Here is a 22,137-nt window from a genome sequence, read left to right as displayed (position 1 = left end):
TATCGCCCAAACTGGTTAAATTTTAACAGTGACAACTACCCTGCCAGATAGGGATGTCTCCACACTTCTATTTAAGCATTTCAATGTATCAAATAGAGACGAGTTAATCACTTACATAAAGCTCAATGGGAAACTCGACCCCGTAACGAAATCTTACGTCTTCGCAGCCACGTCAGACAAACCTGCGACGATCTATAACTCAAACAAAGATGTAATTCATTCATCTTACAGCTCCAATAGTAAGTATAAGATCCAAGCTAAACCTTTAATTGAAACTGGCTTGACGATACAAGACTATGGCGTCGAAGACACAACAACAAGTGTTCAAGTCGTATTAAATAGAAGTGATGTCAAAGTTACCGTAGGAAGTGAAGAGTTTTCTCTAACCAAAGCCTCTTCAACAAATAAAATAAACCATTGCAAAATGGATAGCGCAGCGAATTCATCAGGTCACTTAGTAACGATTGCAAACTGTACAGAAAGCCGCCTTCAAGGTGACGTGGTACAATTGGTGAATTACAAGCGAACGACAAAAACACCCTTAATTGGTGGAACTCCCTCAGTAAAGAACTCCATTACTAAGACTTCGAACTTTGAATTCAATGCTAAGCAAAGTACGCTAATTACTAAGTAATTTTACACATTGCAAAAAGAAGCCCTACTTAACACTGTAGGGCTTCATCTTTATTTATTCTGCTTAAGTTTCATTTAAGCTGTCCAGACTAAATTAGTCAGCCTTGCGCACCAAAAAGTGATCGAGCATAATTTTTTCACCTGTACTTTGAAGAGGCTTAAATTCAATGACTAACTGATCGCCTTTCTGTTCAAATGCATTCACTTTCAAAAACAGACTTTCTTTGTCCGCTTTAATGTTATGAGCGACCTGACGACCATTAACAAACACATCAAATGCAGGCGCTTTAGAATTTACAGGTATCACTGTTTCAAAAGTGTACTTTTCCCCTTCTATCGCATAAGCGGTGTTATAAATACCACCATCCGCCGTCCAGTAAGTCGCATTGAAGTCCATACTTCCCGCTTTCCAGTAGCTGTAAAACGCGTGAAGATCTTCAATGTCATTCTGGGTCGTCGGTGTCCATTTTACATCAGCAAGATTTACAGGTTTCGTATAGCTAAAACCATGCTCTTGCATGTCACTTTGTAATGAATCCAATCTTCCCAAAACATCATCGAAGGTATCTTGCCAACCAAGCTCACCATAATATTGAAGCCCTATCTCCCCAATAATATAAAACTCACCATCTCTCTCAATCGTGATACCAGAGCCTGAATCCCCATGGATAATTAACCACTGCAAGTTACTTTGAGGCATGATCACTGGGTCATATTTGTACTCAGCTAACCATTTTTTGTCTGTGTCGTTGTACTTAACAAACTTTTTGCCGCCATTACGTCCGTTATAGTTGCCAAAGCCAACGCTATTTACTTCATAGACTTCTGAATGATCAAACATCCCTTTCTCGGGCAACTTCGCCGGCTTGATACCGGTGATAGGCGTATCTAAGCGCACCAAAGCGAAGTCGTAAATACCATCGGTAAATTCATACTCCCCCCACTCACCATCAGGGTCAGTAGTCGCACGTGACGTATGAACAACATTGTACTTACCATTCTTATCTTTTTCATAAGAAGAACAAGTTACCGCATTTTCATATCCTTCACTTTTTGAACCTGACACATGATTTGCTGTGATAACCCAATACGGGTCGATTAAAGTGGCCGACCCTGCATTCATGTGGCAAGCAAAATCAAATTGAGTTTGTAAGGCAAACGCTTTGTGTTGAGTAACCGAGCGATCCATCTTGCCTATGCCCGCCTGCGCTGAAAAAGTAGCAACGATCGCTGATACCAAAATAATTTTTTTCATGTTACTGAGCCTCTCTCAATTGGATAGCTTCAATAGCGTGGTAACCCTGTCTAGCTTCAAAGTCGAACTGTCTATGTTGACGTGTATAAGTGATTTCGACGATATCATCAGGAGATTGGGATTCGAAAACTATCGTATTTTTGACACTGGTCATGTGAAAGGAGATATCATTTTTAATAGTGATACATTGCTTTTTAACACATGCGGTTACATCAGCAGAAGAGAGCCAATTGTGTGTATAAAGCTCTACAGAAAATCGCCCGCCTTTACCTGGCTGAACGTCAAAAGAGAAACCACTAGTGCCGACAAGTAAACCAGAAAAAGCTAGCTCTTGGTTGTAATCTGTAGAATCACCACCCTGCCAGTAATAACGGTTACCAATTGCGTTTTTGGTCTCTGAATTAGAAACTTGTCGTAATTCACCAATAACGTTTACGTCACCAATTAAAGCACTATTGGGTTTATCTTTTCTTTGATGCTCTCCATACAAGAAAACCCAATCTAAACCGTTCAAGTCAACGTCTCTTGCGTAACGATACTTGCCATCATTAAGTTCATAACCGATGAACTCACTAGCGATCGACAAAGTATCTGTACCAATTTCTGAAACATTACTTAATTTATTTAAATCGACCTCAACCTCACTGGCCGCTGCATTGGTTGTTAGCAATGCCAACATGCAGAGGTTCAATTTTGCACATTTTAATCTCATATTTTCGCCTCAGTATTAGTTCCAAGTAATTGTAGGCTAAAGATAAGTTGAAAATGTAAGGTGCTGTAAGGGCTTTGTTCATCACGATTCAAACCTCACCGACTGATAGTTGGCACGAATAACTACAAACCCAACCATACCAATAGTTAATGATGATAAATGGCGTTTGCCAAGCTTTTGACTAAAGGTGATTTACTTTCCAAGTAGTGACTCGACGCTCCTTACATATGCTTACAATAGGTATGGATAGTAATTGTATGTCATTAAGAATTTTTATTTCACGACGATAACAGCGATACCTATGCAAGTTCGTTTCATGTATACAACGAAAAAGCCCCACCAAATCATGGAGGGGCTCTGAAAGATCATTTTTGTGTACTCAAAAACTTAGTCGACATCTTGGTCGATAGCGTATTTTATCGCGAGACCGCAGATTGCCATCATAACGAATGGGATGGCGGCAGTCGTGTATTCTGCCCATGCCATATCAGCGAATGCTTTTGCCAGTAGTACGTGGCCGAGGATTAACAGAAGTGCACACACAATAGCAACGATAATCAACTTAACTTCGTTGCCCATAGTCATTTTCAACATAACGGTATCTCCAATATTTGGTCTATCGATATTGAATCACAACTCGTTGGTCAAGAAGGCGTACAGTTGCATCGGAATCAGTCCGTACAGTTGGAATCATTGTCTTTTTTATGAGTGACTTACGGTTTTACGAGTGCGTAAGTTGATGCGCAAGTTTACCAAGTAAGAGCAGCGCTTGCTCTTTCTCTGCTGTGAGTTCATAAGAGAAGTTCAATCTAATCGCGTTGTCTACTCTGCCCAACTCGCTAAAGAGGTCTCCAGAGGCGACGCTAATGCCTTGAGCAATCGCTAACTGATGGAATTGTTGACTGTCGAATTTGGCAGAAAAACGAATCCATACAAAGTAGCCGCCAGCTGGATCTTCTATCTCGATGGAATGTGGGAAATATTGCTTAATGACCTCTATAAATCGCTTTTTTCTCATTAGAAGATTTTTACGCAATTTACGAAGGTGATTGTCGTAGCTTTCGTGTGTCAAGAAGTGCGCAACACCAAGCTGCACAGGAGCACTACTCGACAGCGTAGAAAGAAGCTGAAGTTTTTGAATCGCATCGTTAAAACGCGAACTCACCACCCAACCAACACGATAGCCAGGGCATAAACTCTTAGAGTAAGAGCCGCATAGCAACACTAAGTCTGTTTTATCAAATGCTTTTAGCGGTTTAGGTTTATGCCCTTCGAAATATAGGTCGCCGTAAACATCATCTTCGATAATATAAGTCTTGTATTGTTCAGCAACCTCAACCACTCGGCGCTTCGCATCTTCAGACAAACTTGTCCCTGTCGGGTTTTGAAACGTCGTCATCAGCCAACACGCTTTCACATCCTGGTTTTGTAGTGCGCTTTCAAACTGCTCAATATTCAATCCATTGATTGGACAAACATCCACTTCGATAGGGTTGAGTCCTAACCTCTCGACAGCTTGCAGAGCACCATAGAAAGCGGGAGATTCAATCACAACGTAGTCACCGGGCTTGGTTACAGTTTGAAGGCTCAAGTTAAGCGCTTCCATCGCACCAGAAGTAATCACGATATCTTGATGGTTGACGGTAATACCTTGCTGCAGGTAACGTTGAGCGATTTGTCTTCTTAGGGACTCACTGCCCGGTGGCAGATTATTGATCACACTAGCACCTGTCATCTTCCTTCCCGCACTGGCGAGGTTTCGAGTCAAGGTAGGCAAAGGAAAAAGGTCAGGATCTGGGAATGCTGATCCAAAAGGAATAACCCCCTCTGCCGAACTCGATTTCAAAAAGTCGAATAAGCGATCATTAATGGCTTTCTTTTTGTGTACTAACGGCAGTTCATAATCAACGCCGTCCACACGTGGTGCAACAAAGTAGCCCGACTGAGGCTTAGCGATGATCCACCCTTCACTTTCTAACAATTGGTAGGCTTGTAAGACAGTACTATTGCTGACGCTGTAATTGCGACAACTCATGCGGACGGAAGGGATCTTTTCTCCTGAACGCCACGTGTTGTTCGCTATCTGAGTTCGAATATCCTTTGCAAGCTCTTCATAACGCGCCATCTAATTGTACTACCTAGAGAAATTCTAATAAGCCTGAGATTTTATCACTAACGTTAACAACTATTGCTGCTATCCATATGATTGAGCCTAATTTCTATAATAGTGTGAATTGGTTCACAGATAACTTTGTATGCTTTGCTAAGTTTGTAACCAAGGCGAGAGCCAAGTTCGTTCTACGCCTCTATAATTTGATGTAATCCAAAAAACATGCGAGATAAAAATGAAAAAAATAGAAGCAGACCAGTTAAGTTATAAAGGAGAGTCAAACGGTGTTCATAGTTGGACAACACCGAGTGGCCAGCCATATTACTGGCACCCAGACTGGCTCCATATCGCTGAAGATGCAACAGGCTCACATCCAAAGCAGGAGATCGATGTCGATCAAGACCAAGCACCAACTGAGAAACACGCGGTGTCTGCTATTCTGAAACACCTAAACCAATGGGCATCAGACAAACTAGCATCTCACCCAGACATTGAAACCAACTCAATTGAATCTGAAATCAATCTGAAAAAGTAATTTGATTAGAGGTAAGTAGTCGTCAATCACTCTCGACTTTACTCAAATATATCGACTGAATAGTCTCGTATTTCAACCGGGACTATTCAAGTGTCTTCATAAAAACTGCCGTAATAACACCCATCTAGCTAACAATTATCTAACACAAACCAATTTTTTGTATCATTCAACAAAAGCTATCGATAGAATCCCCGACCTTATTCACACTCGCTATACTAGCCATACATACCTACCAACCTCGTGAATTAATACACAAAATACATATTCGTAAACTTAGGAATAGTTGCGAGACCTTAAGATGAAAATGAACAAAGGCTTATCGATGGATACTTCAAATTACAATCAATCGCTAACGACTCAATTATACGTCATCGCTGGCGTGCTATTTGGCACCTACGGCAGTCGGGTATGCCCGATGCTCGAAAGCTTAACGACGTTAGAAATTTTCACCCAAGTCAGTAGTGTCTTTATCTTATTGTGGCTAGCGCGTCATTATTTGCTATCGCAACACACCTTAGTCAAACAAGGTCGATTTGCACAACTCGATACTATGTTGTTCTTTGCCGCGAGTATTCCTTTCGCGCTCTACTACAACCTAAGCTACGACTTCACGATAGACAGTAACTTGAAAGTGCTGTTCGGCATGAGCCTATTTGGTTTCTTTACCGGTACCATTCTTCAACTGAAAGCGAAGCTTAGCCAAATAGATGAAATGGAGATGACTGGGCAATTTGACTTCCACCTGATAGGTGAAAGAAGTTCACTGGTTAAACAAATGATTGGTTTGGTCATCGTGCTTCTGGTAACACTGACCACCATGCTGACTATGGTGGCCGTCAAAGACATCTTCTGGCTAGAACACAACCCCGGCCGTTTGCTAGATGGTACGGGCAAGATCAGCGTGATCAAAGAGTTCATTTATTTGGCGGTTGTACTAGGTGGATACGCGATAACCATCATGACTCTATGGAGCCAGCTGATTAGACGTATTCTTCTAAGCCAAGAGCACGCATTAAGTAAAGTAACTAATGGTGAGCCAGGCGTTCGCTTACCTATATTTAGCTACAACGAGCTTGGGTCAATAGCATCTATGACCAATACCATGCTTGATAGCCTCGAAAACGCTCAAGACGAAGTAAAAACCACACGTGACGTCGCGATTGTTAGCTTATCTGCACTAGCTGAATCTCGAGACAATGAAACTGGCGCCCATATTTTACGAACTCAAGAATACGTAAAGGTACTCGCACTGGAGCTCAGCAAATCTGAAGCTCACGCGATCTTATTAACACCCAACTATATCGAGCTGCTTTATAAATCTGCCCCACTGCATGATGTAGGTAAGGTTGGAGTACCTGACAGTGTGCTGCTAAAACCGGGCAAACTGACGGATGAAGAGTTTGAGATAATGAAAGGTCACCCTGCTATTGGCGCCGAAGCGTTATCTATTGCAGAAAAGCAATTGGGAAGCAGTTCTTTCTTAAGAGTCGCGAAAGAGATTTCTCTCACTCACCACGAGAAATGGAATGGCAGCGGTTATCCCAACCAACTGTCTGGGGAAGATATTCCTCTGTCCGGCCGCTTAATGGCATTGGCCGATGTTTATGACGCATTAATATCGAAGCGAGTCTACAAGCCAGCCTTTACTCATGAGCAAGCGAAACAGATTATCTTGGAGGGCAATGGGACCCATTTTGACCCGCAAGTTGTCCAAGCTTTTCTGGCCGTCGAACAAGAGTTCGTTTCAATTGCCGCGACCTACAAGGATGGAAAAAACATGCAAAGTGAACTTGAACGAGAAAGCTTTGTTGCTCAACCTGCTTAGTCTTTTCGAAAACCACTAACTATACAGGCTCCGACTATACAGGTTACAGTAAGTTATGGGGTGTTATACAGGCTACAATAGTTATATAGGTTAGGCCGCAGAGTGATTTTTTGAGTAAGATTCTATAAAAAACCAGCATATATATGCTGGTTTTTTTTGGTTTAGAAGAAACACTATCTTAGTAGTTGTACACCACCAAGAGCTACACCTGGGTTCTTCCCTTTGCTATCCAGATTTTCTACTTCATATGCCCATTTTAGGGTCGTGGTATCGTCTGGTAAATCAACTTGGTGAATACCGTAGCGGCCTACCTTAGTGCCTCTAGGTACACTGACTGAAGAAGAACCGATAGAAGGTAAGCTAGACCACTGATTCCCTGATTTTGCTAACGCGCCATCAATAATATTGTCACCAACGCTATATGCCTTCCATACTTCAGTGCCATTCGCGAATAATTTAAGCGTACCTTTTGGTACGTCTTGAGCACCAGTCCAGCCTTTTCCAATAACAGCGGCTCTAAAACGAATGGCCTTCCAGCTTTGTCCGCTTTCAGCTGTAACTGACACTTCAGGCTTTTTATCTTCACCACCAAGGTAGAGGTGACCTTCCCAGTTAGTGATATCGGCAGGGTTTTGTGTCCAACTATGATTAAATTGGTCAGTTGTATTGCCATCATCCCAACCAAACAGACAATCCCCATTCTTAGTGACTGTACATTGAGGGTAATTAGCACCAGAGTTTGCTTCAGCATAACTGAAAGATAAGTTCTGAATACCCGTTTTGAGTGAGTTACGAACAGACCATACTTTTCCGGTTTTACCATCAAAATCAATGCGCCAATATAAAACATCGCTTGCTGGGTCTAGATTGACAGTGTGCGAACCTGAAGCAGCAGAACTAGCACCTGATTGAACTTCTAACCAAGTGCTATTATCTGTACTGGTATACACTTTGTAAGCACTTGATTTAGATACTTTCCAAGTGAACTTATGGTTACCCTTGAATGGGAACGATTGTCCATTATATGGTCGCGGTGTATACGCATACTTTAAGCTATCATTAGCAAGCGCCACCATGTCACCATCAGACAAAGCAAATGAGCGCATCTCGATATTATCAACCAAGATATTACCTGCTTTTTGCTCAGACTTTATATTAGCTGTAGCATCTTTGCCTGCATCCATCCAAGGCTTAGAAATGATCAACCCTTGGCTTGTGCCCGCAGACAAACGGCTACCCGCCCCCCAAACACCCGCATAACCATCAGCCAACTCCATATCATCGCTTTCTTCTTTACTGCGACTGTAGTTGTTAACTAGCGTAGCTTGCTTTCCATTAACCCAAATAGAAACTTTTTGAGTGGTACGATCAACACGCACTGCGACAGTATTCCATTGACTGAGGTTAAGTGCCTCTTTGGTTGTAACAGACACCTTTCTAAGGTCACTTCCACCCGCATAAGCAGCAAGTTGACGCGAAATCATGAACCACTCTAGTGTTCCTTCGTTCGTTAACTTAAGTTGGAACCCATCAACCCAAATGCCCTTACTAACGAGATCAATTGGATGTTCTAGCTTGACTTTAGGTTTCACTTTGAGTGACAAAGTAAAATCGTCTTCACCGAAATCGAAATCATGTCCGTAGTGGAACTTATACTTATAAGATTCCTGAACATCGTTCTCTAGTAAGTTAGATTTTACTGACTCGTAAGCACCTAGTTTTAGTATTTTCGAATTCGCGTAACCTTGGTTAACCCAAACTTCAGAAACTTCCTGCTTACTCGACTCTTTTACAACAGCAACTTGTCCTGCCAATCCTGTTTGAGCGTTCACCATCCATAAGTCATCAACAGGTGCGTCTTCAAAATCGAAACGAGCATATAGATCTGGAGTCGTAACCTTGACATGAACAACGTCACGATCGAACAGTTTCTTGCCATCAGTAATGATGTAGTGGAACTCATCCTCACCAATAAAGCCTTTTGGTGCTTTATAGGTGACTTTCCCATTTGTGATACTGAGCTCAGCACCTTGTGCCGAGTATTTATCAACGTTGTGGATAGAAATCTTATCGCCATTAGCATCTACGTCATTTTTCATGACATCTAATGCCGTCGTGCTATCACGTTTTACACTAAAGTGGTCAATTTTAGCCGAAGGAGGCAGAGGGTAATCCGCAGGTCCAACAAGATTTCTTCTTAGACGGTTATTTTTATAAATATTGAAATTGATATCGTCAACGTGCGCTTCACCACCTTGAATTCCGTGGCCTTCAGCAGAAGTACTATGCCCTGTGCCTAAGTAGTGCGCGGTTTCATGCAATACAACGCCATCAGCACCAATGATGTCACCTGGAGAGCGAACAATACTTCCGAAGTTTACACCTAGAATCCAGTTACCTTTCAGCCACAACATTCTATGTTTAAGGTCCCAACCTCGCGTTTTTCTTTGTTCATCCCACCATTTTATAGCAGCGACTCTAATGGGTTCATTCTCGTGTTGGTACCCCCAAGTCTTACAAGCGTCATGAGAAGCGCTTTTTTTACAAGTTTGGTAATGGTCGTCCAGATAGCCCCAAGTTTCTATCAACACATCATTGACAGAGAAACGTAACAAAGCATCTCGACTCAAAACATAATCAACCAAGTTAATGTAGTAGTCGACGAGCACCATCGCATCATCCAAGTTGCTATCCGCTTCTTGAACAAACGCTTGGTAAGAGACATGAACTGCCACTTTTACTTTGTGCAGCTGAACTTGCGTTTTGTCTTTAGCAATTAAGTTATCTAAACCCGATGTTGGTGCACTCGGGTGCTCATCTACGGTTTTAATTGCTTTTTGCATGTTGTCTAAAATTGCAGACTGCGGCGTAACCGAAGCTAAGTTTTGAGCTGTTGCTGTTAGCTTCTTAGCGGAAAGACCGCTTATGATGTCCGCTTTTTCAATTGTCCATACTCTTTGACTACCACGGAACGCTGTCACATAGAGTTTATTTTTACTGGTCAGTGCGGCAATAACTTGCGTATTCTCATCACTGGTATCAACACCACGATAAACACGAATCGCTGGCGTATTAATAGTACTGGATGGTGCATTCCCATTAATACGGTGATCCCAAAGATATACTTTCATATCGGGCTCTCTGATCGAGTAACGATGGAGCTCTAACGTACGCTTTTTACCATTAACCGTAATTGCCACTGAAAGATCTGGGGGTGATGCTTTCGTAGGGTTGTAGACCATAGGTTTATGGCCTTCGTTTTTGCTATCTTTGCACCCACCAGCCATGACTACCGCTAGTACCACAAAACATAGACTCAGTATTTTATTCATTCTATGTGGTTCCCTTATATCGACCAGTCTAAAGATGAATAAAAACCATAGTAATAGCAATGAATTACGTTGAACAAAACAACGCCAACGTACAGCCTATCAAAGGACTGTCTTTCAAAAGGGAGCATGATTTAACTACGTAAATAAAAAAGCCCAGCGTACAAATACGCTGGGCTATTAAAGTTTAAAAGAAAAGTACTACCTTATTAGTTGTACGCCTCCTATAACGGCTCCGGGGGTCATTCCTTTGCTATCTAAGCGTGAGCTTTCATATTCCCATTCGAGCTGTGTGACATTTGCAGGGAGATCAATAAAGTGAACGCCATACATATCAGATTTCACTTTACGAGGTACACTTACTGAGTAAGTACCGATAGAAGGCAGTGACGCCCACTCTGTACCTGCTTTAGTCCAAACCTCATCACCGATATTATAAGCTTTCCATACTTCCTTCCCATTTGCATACAGCTTCAGTGTACCTGAAGGGTAATCGTCCGCACCGGTCCAACCTTTGCCCGCCGCAGCTGCTCGAAAACGAACACCAGACCACTCACCGGTTGGAGTATCAACTTGTAAGCTCAACGTTTTTTGTTTACCACCAAGATATATATGGCCTTCCCAGTTAGTAGTCCCGCCGTTGTCAATTGTCCAAGTATTACCATATAAGTCGTTATAACCATTTTGCGTTGCTGGCCAACCAAATAAGCAGGTTACACCTGATTTGACTTCACAATCAGGTATTGCGGCACCGTTACTAATTTCAGAGTGACTGAATGCGACTTCTTGACGACCATTAACTAGATTATTTCGAACCGACCACACTTCGCCGACAGAACCGTTCACGTCGACACGCCAATAAAGCGCCTCATCGGAGGCATTGAGCGCGACAGTATGTGAACCCGAACTACCATTACCAATTTTTTCAGTAGACCAAGACTTTCCATCACGGCTAATCATTAACTTGTAAGCCGATGACTTAGACAATTTCCAGCTCAGTGTTTTGCTTCCTGAGAAAGCAATGCCTTCACCATTATATGGACGCGGTGCATAAGGATACACATAATTGTTGTTGGTCAATTTTGATATCTGATCATCTGTAAGTGCAAATGACCTCAACTCTACGTTATCGATACGCAAATAGCGGCTCTGGCTTTTTTGTAACTCCTGCTTGTGTACTTCGTCCGTATCCCACCATGCTTGCCCGATAGTCAAACCTTGACTGATACTTGACGCTCTTCGGCTACCTCCGCCCCATAAACCAGCATAACCTTTAGGAAGATTAACCTCATTTTGCGCTTCATCGACAAGCGACTGTTTAACCCCATCAACCCATAAGCTTGCTTGATTCGTTGTTCGGTCAACTCGCACAGCAATTGCATGCCATGCGCTATCAGCAGGTAAAGGTGACTCCGTCGTCATTGTTACAATGCGGTAATCAGTACCGCCTTTATGCATAGCGTATTGACGAGACTTCATGTACCACTTTAGTTTTCCATCTTTCAGTAGTCGTAAGTGGTAGCCTTCTCTCTCCATTCCACGGTTAACCAAATTAATGTCATGAAGAAGTCTAGTTCCAACTTTCACTTTCAATGAAACCGTGAAGCTATCATCACCGAGATCAAATGCATGACCGTAATGAGTATTATATTTAAACGACTCAGGTACATCGTATTTGCTTTTGATTGACCTTACCGCTTCATGAGCGCCCAGCGTTAATGTCTTTCCATAGGAATCGTTAGTCACTGATTGTGAGTAATCAACCCAAACATCCTTCCCTGAACGCCAATCACGACTAACATGAAGCTGACTTGCTAGTCCGGTCTGTTCGTTAGGAATCCAAAAATCTTCAATCGCGCTTTCAAATCCGAATCTAGCGTACAAACCAGGGCTTGTTACTCTTAAATGAACCTCTTCACGATCATACAATTGTTTTCCATGATGCTTAGTTGAGTCAGTGATTTGATAAAAGAACGAATCTTCTCCCACAAACCCTTTCGGTGGGGTATAGACCAGTTTATCTCCGACGATCTTAACTTGACCGCCTTGAACGGTAAGCGAGTCCACTTTATTTATCGATATCGAATCACCATTTGCATCAAAGTCATTTTTCAACACATCTAATGTTTTCGCTGTATCACGCAACACACCAAAGTGATCAATTTTAGCCGATGGGGGTAACGGGTAATCAGCAGGGCCAACAATCGCTCGTCTGGCTACACGGTTTTTGTAACCGACAAAACCAATATCTCCCACGTGCGCTTCACCACCTTGTGAGGTTTCTTCCTCGCCACCAGTATGGTGCCCCGTACCTAAATAGTGTGAGGTTTCGTGTAAAACAACACCATCCGCTTGAATCAATTGACCCATCGAGCGAACATAAGATCCCCAGTTCACACCAACAACCCCACTGCCTACCAAATCAATCATGCGATGTCGAACATCCCAATGGCGCGTTTTTCTTTGGGCATCCACCCAACGTCGTGTTGCGTTTTTAATTGAGGTATTCTCATTTTGGTAACCCCAGTCTTTACATCTATCGTGACTGCTACTCTTTATACAGTTATTGTAGTGACTCCTTAAATGCCCCCATGTTTCAATAAGAACATCTTGCATAGAGAATCGAATTAACGCATCACGACTATACACATAGTCCACTAAGTTTATGTAGTAATCAGCTAAAACCATAGCATCATCAAAGTTACCGTCAGCTTGCTCTTTAAAAGTCTGGTAACTAATTTGAACAAATGCATTTATCTTACTCAGTTTAATGTCTGACATATTTGTTGGTAAGATATTGTCTAGACCCGAAACTGGGTTATCCGGATTTTTGTCTATTGGCTTAATCGACTTCTGAACCGCATCTAATATACTGTTTTGTCGAGACACAGAAGAAAAGCTAGACTTCAGCGGTTGAATAGTACCCGCTGATTTACCACCAGTTACCGCTGCATCCTTGATCGACCAAACTCGGTGGCTACCACGAAAAGCAGTTACATATAATTTATTTTTAGTGGTAAGAGCCGCTATAACTTGAGTATTCTCATCACTCGTATCAACGCCTCGGTAAACACGAATGTCCGGAGTTTTAATAGTACTCGAAGGGGCGTTCCCGTTAATACGATGATCCCATAGATATACTTTCATATCGGGCTCACGAATAGAGTAGCGATTCAGCTCTAACGTACGCTTTTTTCCATTAACAATAATTTCAACAGAAAGCTCTGACGGTGATGCTTTCGTTGGCTTATAGACCATAGGTTTATGGCCTTCATTTTTGCTATCTTTACAGCCCCCAGCAGTGACCACTGCTAAAGCCACGAAAAACAGACTCAGTGTTTTCTTCATTCTAAAGAGTTCCTTCATGTTTACCGCCCTAAACATGAACAAAAACAACATTGTTAGCAATGAATTACGTTAAACAAAACCGCATCGACGCACAGTCATTTCAAATGGAAATGCCGAGAAATTCCATAAATCAAATTTTCGAAGCTGTTGGTTATAAATCGTTTTAATAAATTCTAGGTTTTGAGTTGTAACAATCTTGTATGAAAGGTATAAATACCGGAGTTATTATTACCTCCCTCTCAATTGACATGGATGAAGATTATGTTTGAAAAAGTGTTAGCAGCTCCCGCCGATCCTATTCTCGGCCTTACTGAAGAATTTAAAAAAGACTCTCGTGAAGAGAAAATTAACCTTGGTGTTGGCATCTACAAAAATGAAGATGGTCAAACGCCAGTACTTAAAACAGTAAAGAAAGCAGAAGCTGCACTTCTTGAAAACGAAAAAACCAAATCTTACCTAACGATTGAAGGTACCGCTGAATACGGTCTAGCGGTTCAGAAACTGCTTTTCGGTTCAGATGCAGAGATCGTAACGTCTCAACGCGCTAAAACAGCACAAGCTCCAGGTGGTACAGGTGCACTTCGCGTAGCGGGTGAATTCATCAAGCGCCAACTGGGTGACGTGAAAATCTGGATCAGTAACCCAACTTGGGCTAACCACAACGGCGTTTTCGCTGCTGCCGGTATCGAAACAGCTCAATACAGCTACTACAACGCTGAAACCAAAGACAAAGACTTCGCAGGCATGGTTGCTGACCTAGAGAAAGCTTCTGAAGGCGACATCGTTCTTCTTCACGGCTGCTGTCATAACCCAACAGGCATCGACCCAACAACTGAAGAGTGGGAAGTACTTGCTAAGCTAGTTGCTGAGAAGAAACTGCTTCCTCTATTCGATTTTGCCTACCAAGGTTTTGCTAAAGGTGTTGAAGAAGATGCAGCTGGCCTGCGCATTTTTGCTCAATACAACAAAGAGATTCTTGTTGCTAGCTCGTTCTCTAAGAACTTCGGCTTGTACAACGAGCGTGTGGGTGCATTCACTCTGGTTGCAGAATCTGCAGACGTAGCAACAACAGCGTTCTCTCAAGTTAAGAGCATCATCCGCTCTATCTACTCTAACCCACCAGCGCACGGCAGTGCTGTCGTTACTCACATCCTTGGTGATGCTGATCTACGTGCTGAATGGGAAGCAGAAGTAGCAGAAATGCGTGACCGTATCCAAGAGATGCGCGAGCTATTCGTAACGACACTGAAATCTGAAGGTGTTGATGCAGACTTCACATTCATCGAGCGCCAAAACGGCATGTTCTCTTTCTCTGGTTTAAGCAAAGAGCAAGTAACTCGCCTGAAAGACGAATTCGCTATCTACATTGTCGGTTCTGGCCGTATCAGCGTAGCGGGCATGACGAAGTCAAATATGGGTCCTCTATGTAAAGGTATCGCTGCGGTTCTTTAATCGAAAAAGAAACCTGCACTTGCAGACCAATAGATATGCAAAAGCCAGCTATTAAGCTGGCTTTTTTGTGTCTGTCTCCTTTATATGTCAGTTTTTAAGACGCTTAGTCTATATATCGCTAACTAATACTCTAGGAAGAACTCTACACCTAGCTCGTTAGTGCGTTCACTACGAATCTTACCTTCGCCATTTCTGTGTTGATAAGAGCCACCAATCGCAAACTTGTTGGTCACGAGATAACGTAAACCCACGTGGTAAATTTCTTCATCAAACAAGTCACTTCGGTTCACTTGCACACTACCGTTAGCAATCCAACGTTTCGCAAAGCCATAGTTGAGTTCGGCTTTTATCCCTTGGATAAACTCCGTGTCTGACGAGCGAGTAATGTTAGTTCCATTATCTTCGACTTCCCCCTTAGTAATACCAAGCAGGTAGTAAGCCACTATATCTAGATCTCGCTTAATACTGTAACGGTACCCAATGCCCGGCATAAGGGTATCCATTCGAGTTGTTGATTCATCTGGGTGAATGAAACGAGCACTGTAGTCACCCAACAATAGCCAATCATCCGTTATCGCATAGCTAATACCTAATCCATAGGATGATGCATTGTTATTGCTGCCTGCATCTTCATTCAAACTTCCCGAATGAGCGGTGGCGTATATATGGTCATAATCCAGAATATCCACACGGTGAGTTTCGGCCCACGAACTTGAAGAAAACATAAAAATTGCAGACACTAAACTAAGTTTCCACTTCGGCATTCCTATCATCCTTTAACTATCACCCTATTATTTGAAAGATTAGTCTATCCCTAAGACTTTAAAAAGGTTTTAGCTCACAGATTGATTTGTGACGGCAAAATATTATCAAATGTTGTACCATGAAATCATACAAACCAATGGATGATCATTATGGATGCTGAGTTATTAGAGATTCAAAACTTTCTGGCACAATACCCCCCTTTCACAGAACTCCCAGAGGAGATGTTGGCGAAAGTGACCAGTAGCGTCGAAATTTCTTATTACCGCCAAGATACCCCTATCATTCACTTTGGTGATCAGATTAACGACCTTTACATTGTTCGAAGCGGCGAAGTAGAAGTCTATCGTCGTAAAGGTGAGCTCTATAACCGTCTGGATGAGGGACACTTATTTGGCCAAATGGGGCTACTCACCAACAATAAAGTTCGCTTCCCGGTAAAAGCAACAGAAGACACCCTACTCTACTGTATCCCTGAACCTATTTTCCAAGAACTCTACGACAACTATGATTCATTCGCTGACTTTGTCGAAGTAGAAGATAATGCGCGACTGCGTCAGGCTAACTCAGACAGCAACGACGCTAACGATCTAACCACGTCAAAGGTAAAGACGCTGCTGACTAGCGAAGCGCCAATGATCGAAAAAACACGAACCATCCAACAAGCTGCTACCATGATGGCACAAGATAATGTTTCATCTTTGCTGATCATCGACCCGGATATTGTTGAAGATGATGAAGACGATTCGACGCCCGTTATTGGCATCATTACCGACCGTGATCTGTGTACCCGAGTTTTAGCAGAAGGACTCGATCCATCGGATGAAGTATCAAGTGTAATGACAGCAGAGGTTATCTCGCTCGATCATAATGCCTATGTCTACGAAGCCATGATGACCATGCTTCGCTACAACGTGCATCACCTACCAGTACTAAAAGATAAGAAGCCTATTGGTATTATTGAAGCGACCGATATTGTACGTTACGAATCTCAAAACTCGCTGTTATTGGTAAGCAGCATCTTCCAACAGCAAAGCATCGAAGATCTTAAAGTCCTTTCTGAGCAAGTAAAAGACAGCTTTGTGCGCTTGGTTAACGAAGACGCCAACGCCCACATGGTGGGTACCGCAATGTCGGTAATTGGCCGTAGCTTTAAACAACGAATTATTGAACTAGCCGAAGATAAACTCGGTAAAGCGCCGATCCCTTATTGTTTCCTCGCGCTCGGCTCGATGGGGCGTGATGAGCAGCTGCTCGTTACTGACCAAGATAACGCCATTATTCTTGATGATACCTACGATGAGAAAAAGCACGGTAAGTACTTTGAAGAGCTGTCGACCTTCATTTGTGATGGCTTAGACCAATGTGGCTATGTGTACTGTACCGGTGACATCATGGCCACTAACCCAACTTGGCGTATGACACGTCGACAATGGGAAGAATGCTTCGCTGATTGGATTGATAATCCAAACCCGAAAGCACTACTGAACGCCTCTATCTTCTTTGATTTAGATGGTGTTTATGGCCGCTTAAAATGGGCAGAACAGTTAAATAGTTTTATTGTAAGACGTGCGCGTAAGAACAACCGTTTCTTGGCGTGTCTTGCTCGTAACGCACTCAACCGAACACCGCCTCTGGGTTTCTTTAAAGATTTCGTAATGGAGAAAGATGGTCGTCATAACAACTCGATCAATCTTAAACGTCGTGGTACCGCACCACTTGCCGATCTAATCCGTGTTCACTCTTTAGCAGTCGCATCTCGCTCTAAGAACTCATTCGAACGTTTAGATGACATTATCGACGCAGGTATTTTGCCAAAAGGTCGAGCTCAAGACTTGAAAGATGCGATGGAATTTATCTCTTTAGTTCGTATTCGCCACCAAGCACACGATGTCGACAACAACATCGAACCGGATAACAACATCGAACCAGAGAACCTTTCTGACTTCGAGCGACGTAATCTAAAGGATGCATTCCAAATATTAAGCAATGCACAGAACTTTCTTAAGTTCCGTTATCAAGCCAGCAATAAGTTTAAGTAGGCGCTATGAACAAACTATTCAGATCCCCAGCGGTTGATTGGCCATTTAAGTTTGCTCAGAAGCTCGAACGAGCGAGAGATGAACGCTTGAAGCAATTTTATAGCCAGCCTCTTCCTGCACCTGATACGCCATTATCAGAAGTGACTTTCTTAGCTGTCGACTTTGAGACAACGGGTTTAAACCCAAACAAAGATGGCATCATTACCATTGGTCTAGTTCCGTTTACGCTAAATCGAATCTACCTAAGACAAGCCAAGCACTGGACCCTGAGACCAAAGCAGAAATTGGAAGAAGACTCGGTTGTTATCCATGGCATCACTCACAACGACATCATTGATGCGCCAGACTTAAGTGAAGTATTAGATGAGATCTTAGAATCAATGGGCGGCCATATCCCAGTCGTTCATTATCGCCGCATCGAGCGTGATTTCTTGGATAACGCGTTGAAGGTCAGATTAGGTGAAGGAATTGAGTTTCCAGTCCTCGACACGCTCGAGATTGAATCTCAAATCCAAAACAAACTGGCCGGCGGTCTATGGAATAAGCTAAAAGGTAAGAAGCCTGCGTCAGTAAGGCTTGGTCAGAGCCGTCGTAGATACCACTTGCCTGACTATACTCCGCATCATGCGTTAACTGATGCGATTGCGACAGCGGAGCTTCTACAAGCACAGATTGCGCACCATTTTAGCCCTGATATGCCTGTTAAAGATTTCTGGTTATAGCTAGATAAACTAGTCGCTGTTAGTTACTGACTAATAAGTGCTCACCTCAGAACTAAAAACGCTCACATCTTCTAGATAGTGAGCGTTTTGTTTTGCGCATGATTGTCTTTTAAGCATGAATAGAAAGTCTACTCGGCTGTCGGGCCAACCAATCTCATTTCCCAATCTTCAACTTCGCCAGTTTGAAGTCGACGTTCTACGAGCGTGCCCCAAGATTCCACTAGAGGCAGCTCCGCCAATTCTCTAAGCTCTTGTTTATCCAAACAACCCGTGAACACCGCACCCATAACCCGGCTTAACGGCCATTCTGGGTAAGGTCTTTCACACAGGATAATCTCGTCGCCGGAGCCGATATCACCCTCTTCCAAAACACGGAAGTACCAGCCAGTTCGAAGGGTGTCTTGTAGCCTTTTCGCCATATCATTTTGATCGAATCGTACATTGAGCTTCCAACAAGGCATACGACCTTGTGAAACTTCCAGCAAGGTTGAACCAATTCGAATCTTATCTTTTAAACAAATGGAAGCTTCAGTCACCCCACTTGAACTTATGTTCTCACCAAATGCACCTTCAGATTGGAAGATTGCTTTGTCGCCCAACTCCTCCTGCCAAATTAAGTAGTGCTCGCTTGGGTAGATATGAAGGGCTTTCTGAATACCACCATGAAAGCGAGGGTCGCCTTGCTCATCGTTAATAAATCCAAGCTCAGTGGTGTATTGGCGCTCAGATAAAACCTGCTTATTGATAGCACTCTGTGTACCGTGAGCAAAAGCAACAACCTTACCGCCCAAAACACTGTTTACTGTACCTAACTTCTTCATACCCTTCCTTTTCAGCAAGTAAAAAAAGAGGAGCTTTCGCTCCTCTTATTGTGAAATACGCCTTAATTAAGCGTATTTCTCTTCAAAGTCTTTCATGAAGCTGACTAATACTTGCACGCCTTCCAGAGACATCGCGTTGTAAAGTGATGCTCGCATCCCACCTACCGCTCTGTGGCCTTTTAGTGATTTCAGACCAGCAGCATCAGCCAACTCTAAAAACTTAGCATCTAGCTCTGGTTTCGCTAATTGGAATGGCACGTTCATTCTTGAACGGTTTACTGTATGAACATCGTTTCTGTAGAAAGCTGAGCTATCAATCGCATTATAAAGCAGCGCAGCTTTCTCTTTGTTCACTAATTCCATCGCTTCAACACCACCTTGAGCTTTCAACCACTTGAATACGAGGCCTGATAGGTACCAAGCATACGTTGGCGGTGTGTTGAACATTGAGTCTTTTTCAGCAAGTACTTTGTAGTTAAGAATGCTCGGCAATACGTCGTTTGCTAGCTCTAGCAGATCATCACGCACGATAGCAATGCAAATACCAGCAGGGCCTATATTCTTTTGAGCACCAGCGTAGATAACACCGTACTGAGACACATCGATCTTACGAGACAGAATGTTAGATGACATATCCGCTACGATTGGCTTATCCGTTTGAGGAAGCTCACTGATTTCAATACCATCGATGGTCTCATTTGGACAGAAATGTACATACGCCGCTTCCGGGTCGATTTTCCAATCTTTAGCTGGAACAACCGCTGCTTTGCCATCAATTGACGTCTTGGCGTTGAATACATCGATTTCGCAATATTTGCTCGCTTCAGTCACTGCACTTTCTGCCCAGTAACCCGCATCAATGTAAGTCGCTTTCGTCGCGTCACCTAAAAGGTTTAGAGGAACAGCAGCGAATTGAGCACGAGCGCCCCCCTGACAGAAAAGAACTTTGTAGTTGTCTGGGATGTTCAGAAGATCACGTAGGTCCTGTTCGGACTCGTCAGCAACTTGAATAAATTCCTTGCTGCGATGGCTGATTTCCATCACGGAAGTCCCTAAACCATTCCAATCAATAAAGTCCGCTTGCGCTTGTTTCATTACCGGTTTAGGCAGTGCCGCTGGGCCAGCACTGAAGTTGAATACGTTATCTAATGTAAGTTCCATGGGGATGATTGCTCCTGCTAAATAATAACTATGCAAGTAATACCATGTTTTACCCAACATAAAAACAACAAAAGAGGTCTTAAGACCTCTTTTGTTTTGTACCGTATAAAATGTTTAAGCTTAACCTGCTAAATCACCCTATCAGTATTCAGCCTTGTTCTGTTTATTGAACAAAAACCGGCATAAGTAGAGCAATTAATGGAATTTCTTGGCCATTTTCGAACACTAGGTTTCCATTTTCAACGTCAGCACGGATTTCATAACCACTTTCTGTTTCTTTGATCATTTCCATCACAAGCAATTCATCAATACCTTCACGGATGAATGGGTACTCTTCAACAAGCTCATTTGAGAAGCTAGAGTGAACGTTACCCTTTAATGCAGGTACAATCATCGAAGGATTACTGCTGATGTTTTCGGTTCCTTCCGGTACGCTCACTAACCACTTAGATTCGAATTGACCCTTACCTAGATCTAACGACATATTGTTCATTGAAAGGTCGAAGCCTTTAGCAAAAAGGATATCGATAAATGGAATGATCTCGGCAACGTCTTCTTGCGTCATTACTGGATTAGATTGGTAAATCTCAAAGATTTTCTCAAACGATTCGCTATCCAATTTCGACATTTCGAAATCGACGTTTAGGTTGTTCAACTGGCCTTCACTGGTCTCGATGTTTGCGATATCCAGCTTAAGGTTGCTGCGCAGACGCTTAGTCGCTTCATCTAGATGTGATTCAAAATCGTACTTAGAGTTTTCAATGGTCATGAAAGGCTGCATTGCAGAGTCTGTAACCAAGAAGCTATCGATAGTAAAATTCTGAGAACCTAACCAGTAGCCTTTCGCTTGTTGACCTGAACCTACACCTTTTAGGTTTGACAGTGTTACCTCTTCACCGGTTTCAAAATCAATTTGAACTGAAGGGATTGAAAGCTCGTAATCAACTTGCCCTAAAACAGTGGCATGGCCAGACAGATTCGATTTCGTGATTGATACCGAAGTACCATTCTCATCAGAACCTTGATGATTGAACTGGCTTAACTCGAAGTTAAAGTCAGTGTTGCCGTTTAGCTCAGTGCTAGTTGTCAGAGTTAGAGGCAGAATATCAGTATTATCAAACGTCGACAGTGCATTCAGGCTCACCAAACCGTGGCTAACCGCACTATTGATGACAAACTCACTCGGCAGCCCATCAATCGCGAGTTGTTCTTTCAGGTTTTCATCGGTCACAGTTAGGCGAGTAGTTACGTTAGAAGACAGGTAACCTCTATCGTACTCCACGATCTCCGCTTGAATGCTTGAATTGTTAAGCTTTGCAACACCATCGGTAATGGCATTTTGTCCAATTTGGCCAACCGCTAGTGGCCAACAAAGTGCCAATGAGATTGCGCCGCCAATTGCACCAATTTTTCTTAACTGTTCCATGAGT

At 42.8% G+C, this 22,137-nt stretch carries 16 protein-coding genes; 6 read left to right on the top strand and 10 right to left on the bottom strand.

Annotation, left to right across the window (positions count from 1 at the left end):
* Window positions 1–28: 28 nt before the first annotated feature.
* On the top strand, window positions 29–634 hold the full coding sequence (locus ACED53_RS15365; RefSeq protein ID WP_371692876.1) for a hypothetical protein: 606 nt from the start codon (window positions 29–31) through the stop codon (window positions 632–634).
* A 93-nt stretch (window positions 635–727) separates the two neighbouring features.
* Here ACED53_RS15365 and ACED53_RS15360 read toward each other — a convergent pair whose 3' ends face one another.
* From ACED53_RS15360 to ACED53_RS15345, 4 genes are all read right to left on the bottom strand, one after another.
* Window positions 728–1,888: a serine protease gene (locus ACED53_RS15360; RefSeq protein WP_017101478.1), complete on the bottom strand. Its 1,161-nt coding sequence runs from the start codon at window positions 1,886–1,888 to the stop codon at window positions 728–730.
* 1 nt (window position 1,889) lies between these two features.
* The gene (locus ACED53_RS15355; RefSeq protein ID WP_017096733.1) at window positions 1,890–2,567 is read right to left on the bottom strand and encodes a hypothetical protein; all 678 of its coding nucleotides are present in this window, start codon (window positions 2,565–2,567) and stop codon (window positions 1,890–1,892) included.
* A 420-nt stretch (window positions 2,568–2,987) separates the two neighbouring features.
* Window positions 2,988–3,194: a hypothetical protein gene (locus tag ACED53_RS15350; protein WP_004734707.1), complete on the bottom strand. Its 207-nt coding sequence runs from the start codon at window positions 3,192–3,194 to the stop codon at window positions 2,988–2,990.
* A gap of 127 nt (window positions 3,195–3,321) precedes the next feature.
* On the bottom strand, window positions 3,322–4,725 hold the full coding sequence (locus tag ACED53_RS15345) for a PLP-dependent aminotransferase family protein (RefSeq protein ID WP_017101477.1): 1,404 nt from the start codon (window positions 4,723–4,725) through the stop codon (window positions 3,322–3,324).
* 220 nt (window positions 4,726–4,945) lie between these two features.
* Between ACED53_RS15345 and ACED53_RS15340 the strand changes: the two genes are divergently transcribed.
* Both ACED53_RS15340 and ACED53_RS15335 read left to right on the top strand, forming a co-directional pair.
* Entirely contained in the window at window positions 4,946–5,245 is a 300-nt protein-coding gene (locus ACED53_RS15340) for a hypothetical protein (protein WP_009847048.1), read from the top strand.
* A 298-nt stretch (window positions 5,246–5,543) separates the two neighbouring features.
* Window positions 5,544–7,070: an HD-GYP domain-containing protein gene (locus ACED53_RS15335; protein WP_029225545.1), complete on the top strand. Its 1,527-nt coding sequence runs from the start codon at window positions 5,544–5,546 to the stop codon at window positions 7,068–7,070.
* Between the two features lie 173 nt (window positions 7,071–7,243).
* Here the strand turns inward: ACED53_RS15335 and ACED53_RS15330 are convergent, their stop codons facing one another.
* Together ACED53_RS15330 and ACED53_RS15325 are read right to left on the bottom strand one after the other, a co-directional pair.
* A complete protein-coding gene (locus ACED53_RS15330) occupies window positions 7,244–10,402 on the bottom strand; it encodes an Ig-like domain-containing protein (protein ID WP_017101475.1) in 3,159 nt (1,052 codons plus the stop codon).
* 198 nt (window positions 10,403–10,600) lie between these two features.
* Window positions 10,601–13,747 (bottom strand): Ig-like domain-containing protein, encoded by a 3,147-nt coding sequence (locus tag ACED53_RS15325; RefSeq protein ID WP_017101474.1) that lies wholly within the window; start codon window positions 13,745–13,747, stop codon window positions 10,601–10,603.
* 261 nt (window positions 13,748–14,008) lie between these two features.
* On the opposite strand from ACED53_RS15325, the gene ACED53_RS15320 reads away from it, so the two are divergent.
* Window positions 14,009–15,199, top strand: a complete 1,191-nt coding sequence (locus tag ACED53_RS15320; RefSeq protein WP_009847051.1) for an amino acid aminotransferase — start codon at window positions 14,009–14,011, stop codon at window positions 15,197–15,199.
* Between the two features lie 122 nt (window positions 15,200–15,321).
* Here the strand turns inward: ACED53_RS15320 and ACED53_RS15315 are convergent, their stop codons facing one another.
* On the bottom strand, window positions 15,322–15,963 hold the full coding sequence (locus ACED53_RS15315; protein ID WP_009847052.1) for an outer membrane beta-barrel protein: 642 nt from the start codon (window positions 15,961–15,963) through the stop codon (window positions 15,322–15,324).
* Window positions 15,964–16,113: 150 nt separating this feature from the next.
* Here ACED53_RS15315 and ACED53_RS15310 point away from each other — a divergent pair, with 150 nt between their 5' ends.
* Window positions 16,114–18,003, top strand: coding sequence for a DUF294 nucleotidyltransferase-like domain-containing protein (locus tag ACED53_RS15310; protein ID WP_017101472.1), 1,890 nt, complete (start codon window positions 16,114–16,116; stop codon window positions 18,001–18,003).
* 5 nt (window positions 18,004–18,008) lie between these two features.
* Complete coding sequence (locus tag ACED53_RS15305; protein ID WP_012604226.1) at window positions 18,009–18,725, top strand: 3'-5' exonuclease; 717 nt, start codon at window positions 18,009–18,011, stop codon at window positions 18,723–18,725.
* 128 nt (window positions 18,726–18,853) lie between these two features.
* Here the strand turns inward: ACED53_RS15305 and ACED53_RS15300 are convergent, their stop codons facing one another.
* The 3 genes from ACED53_RS15300 to ACED53_RS15290 form a co-directional block, all read right to left on the bottom strand.
* Complete coding sequence (locus tag ACED53_RS15300) at window positions 18,854–19,546, bottom strand: MOSC domain-containing protein (RefSeq protein WP_029222858.1); 693 nt, start codon at window positions 19,544–19,546, stop codon at window positions 18,854–18,856.
* Window positions 19,547–19,612: 66 nt separating this feature from the next.
* Window positions 19,613–20,707: a 3-phosphoserine/phosphohydroxythreonine transaminase gene (serC, locus tag ACED53_RS15295; protein WP_009847056.1), complete on the bottom strand. Its 1,095-nt coding sequence runs from the start codon at window positions 20,705–20,707 to the stop codon at window positions 19,613–19,615.
* A 163-nt stretch (window positions 20,708–20,870) separates the two neighbouring features.
* Window positions 20,871–22,133: a DUF945 family protein gene (locus ACED53_RS15290; protein WP_017101469.1), complete on the bottom strand. Its 1,263-nt coding sequence runs from the start codon at window positions 22,131–22,133 to the stop codon at window positions 20,871–20,873.
* Window positions 22,134–22,137 lie beyond the last annotated feature (4 nt).

Source organism: Vibrio sp. 1F169, from assembly GCF_041439605.1.
Taxonomy (GTDB): domain Bacteria; phylum Pseudomonadota; class Gammaproteobacteria; order Enterobacterales; family Vibrionaceae; genus Vibrio; species Vibrio tasmaniensis_A.
Note: the sequence above shows the minus strand (reverse complement) of the source record. Positions and strands in the feature narration are given on the sequence as shown.

Bases quoted from the DNA above. Each gene is read 5' to 3' on its own strand.
- ACED53_RS15345 (WP_017101477.1), bottom strand. From the start codon at position 4,725: ATGGCGCGTTATGAAGAGCTTGCAAAGGATATTCGAACTCAGATAGCG.
- ACED53_RS15310 (WP_017101472.1), top strand. From the start codon at position 16,114: ATGGATGCTGAGTTATTAGAGATTCAAAACTTTCTGGCACAATACCCC.
- ACED53_RS15355 (WP_017096733.1), bottom strand. From the start codon at position 2,567: ATGTTGGCATTGCTAACAACCAATGCAGCGGCCAGTGAGGTTGAGGTC.
- ACED53_RS15315 (WP_009847052.1), bottom strand. From the start codon at position 15,963: ATGCCGAAGTGGAAACTTAGTTTAGTGTCTGCAATTTTTATGTTTTCT.
- ACED53_RS15325 (WP_017101474.1), bottom strand. From the start codon at position 13,747: ATGAAGAAAACACTGAGTCTGTTTTTCGTGGCTTTAGCAGTGGTCACT.
- ACED53_RS15340 (WP_009847048.1), top strand. From the start codon at position 4,946: ATGAAAAAAATAGAAGCAGACCAGTTAAGTTATAAAGGAGAGTCAAAC.
- ACED53_RS15290 (WP_017101469.1), bottom strand. From the start codon at position 22,133: ATGGAACAGTTAAGAAAAATTGGTGCAATTGGCGGCGCAATCTCATTG.
- ACED53_RS15335 (WP_029225545.1), top strand. From the start codon at position 5,544: ATGAAAATGAACAAAGGCTTATCGATGGATACTTCAAATTACAATCAA.
- ACED53_RS15330 (WP_017101475.1), bottom strand. From the start codon at position 10,402: ATGAATAAAATACTGAGTCTATGTTTTGTGGTACTAGCGGTAGTCATG.
- ACED53_RS15305 (WP_012604226.1), top strand. From the start codon at position 18,009: ATGAACAAACTATTCAGATCCCCAGCGGTTGATTGGCCATTTAAGTTT.
- serC (WP_009847056.1), bottom strand. From the start codon at position 20,707: ATGGAACTTACATTAGATAACGTATTCAACTTCAGTGCTGGCCCAGCG.
- ACED53_RS15300 (WP_029222858.1), bottom strand. From the start codon at position 19,546: ATGAAGAAGTTAGGTACAGTAAACAGTGTTTTGGGCGGTAAGGTTGTT.
- ACED53_RS15360 (WP_017101478.1), bottom strand. From the start codon at position 1,888: ATGAAAAAAATTATTTTGGTATCAGCGATCGTTGCTACTTTTTCAGCG.
- ACED53_RS15320 (WP_009847051.1), top strand. From the start codon at position 14,009: ATGTTTGAAAAAGTGTTAGCAGCTCCCGCCGATCCTATTCTCGGCCTT.
- ACED53_RS15350 (WP_004734707.1), bottom strand. From the start codon at position 3,194: ATGTTGAAAATGACTATGGGCAACGAAGTTAAGTTGATTATCGTTGCT.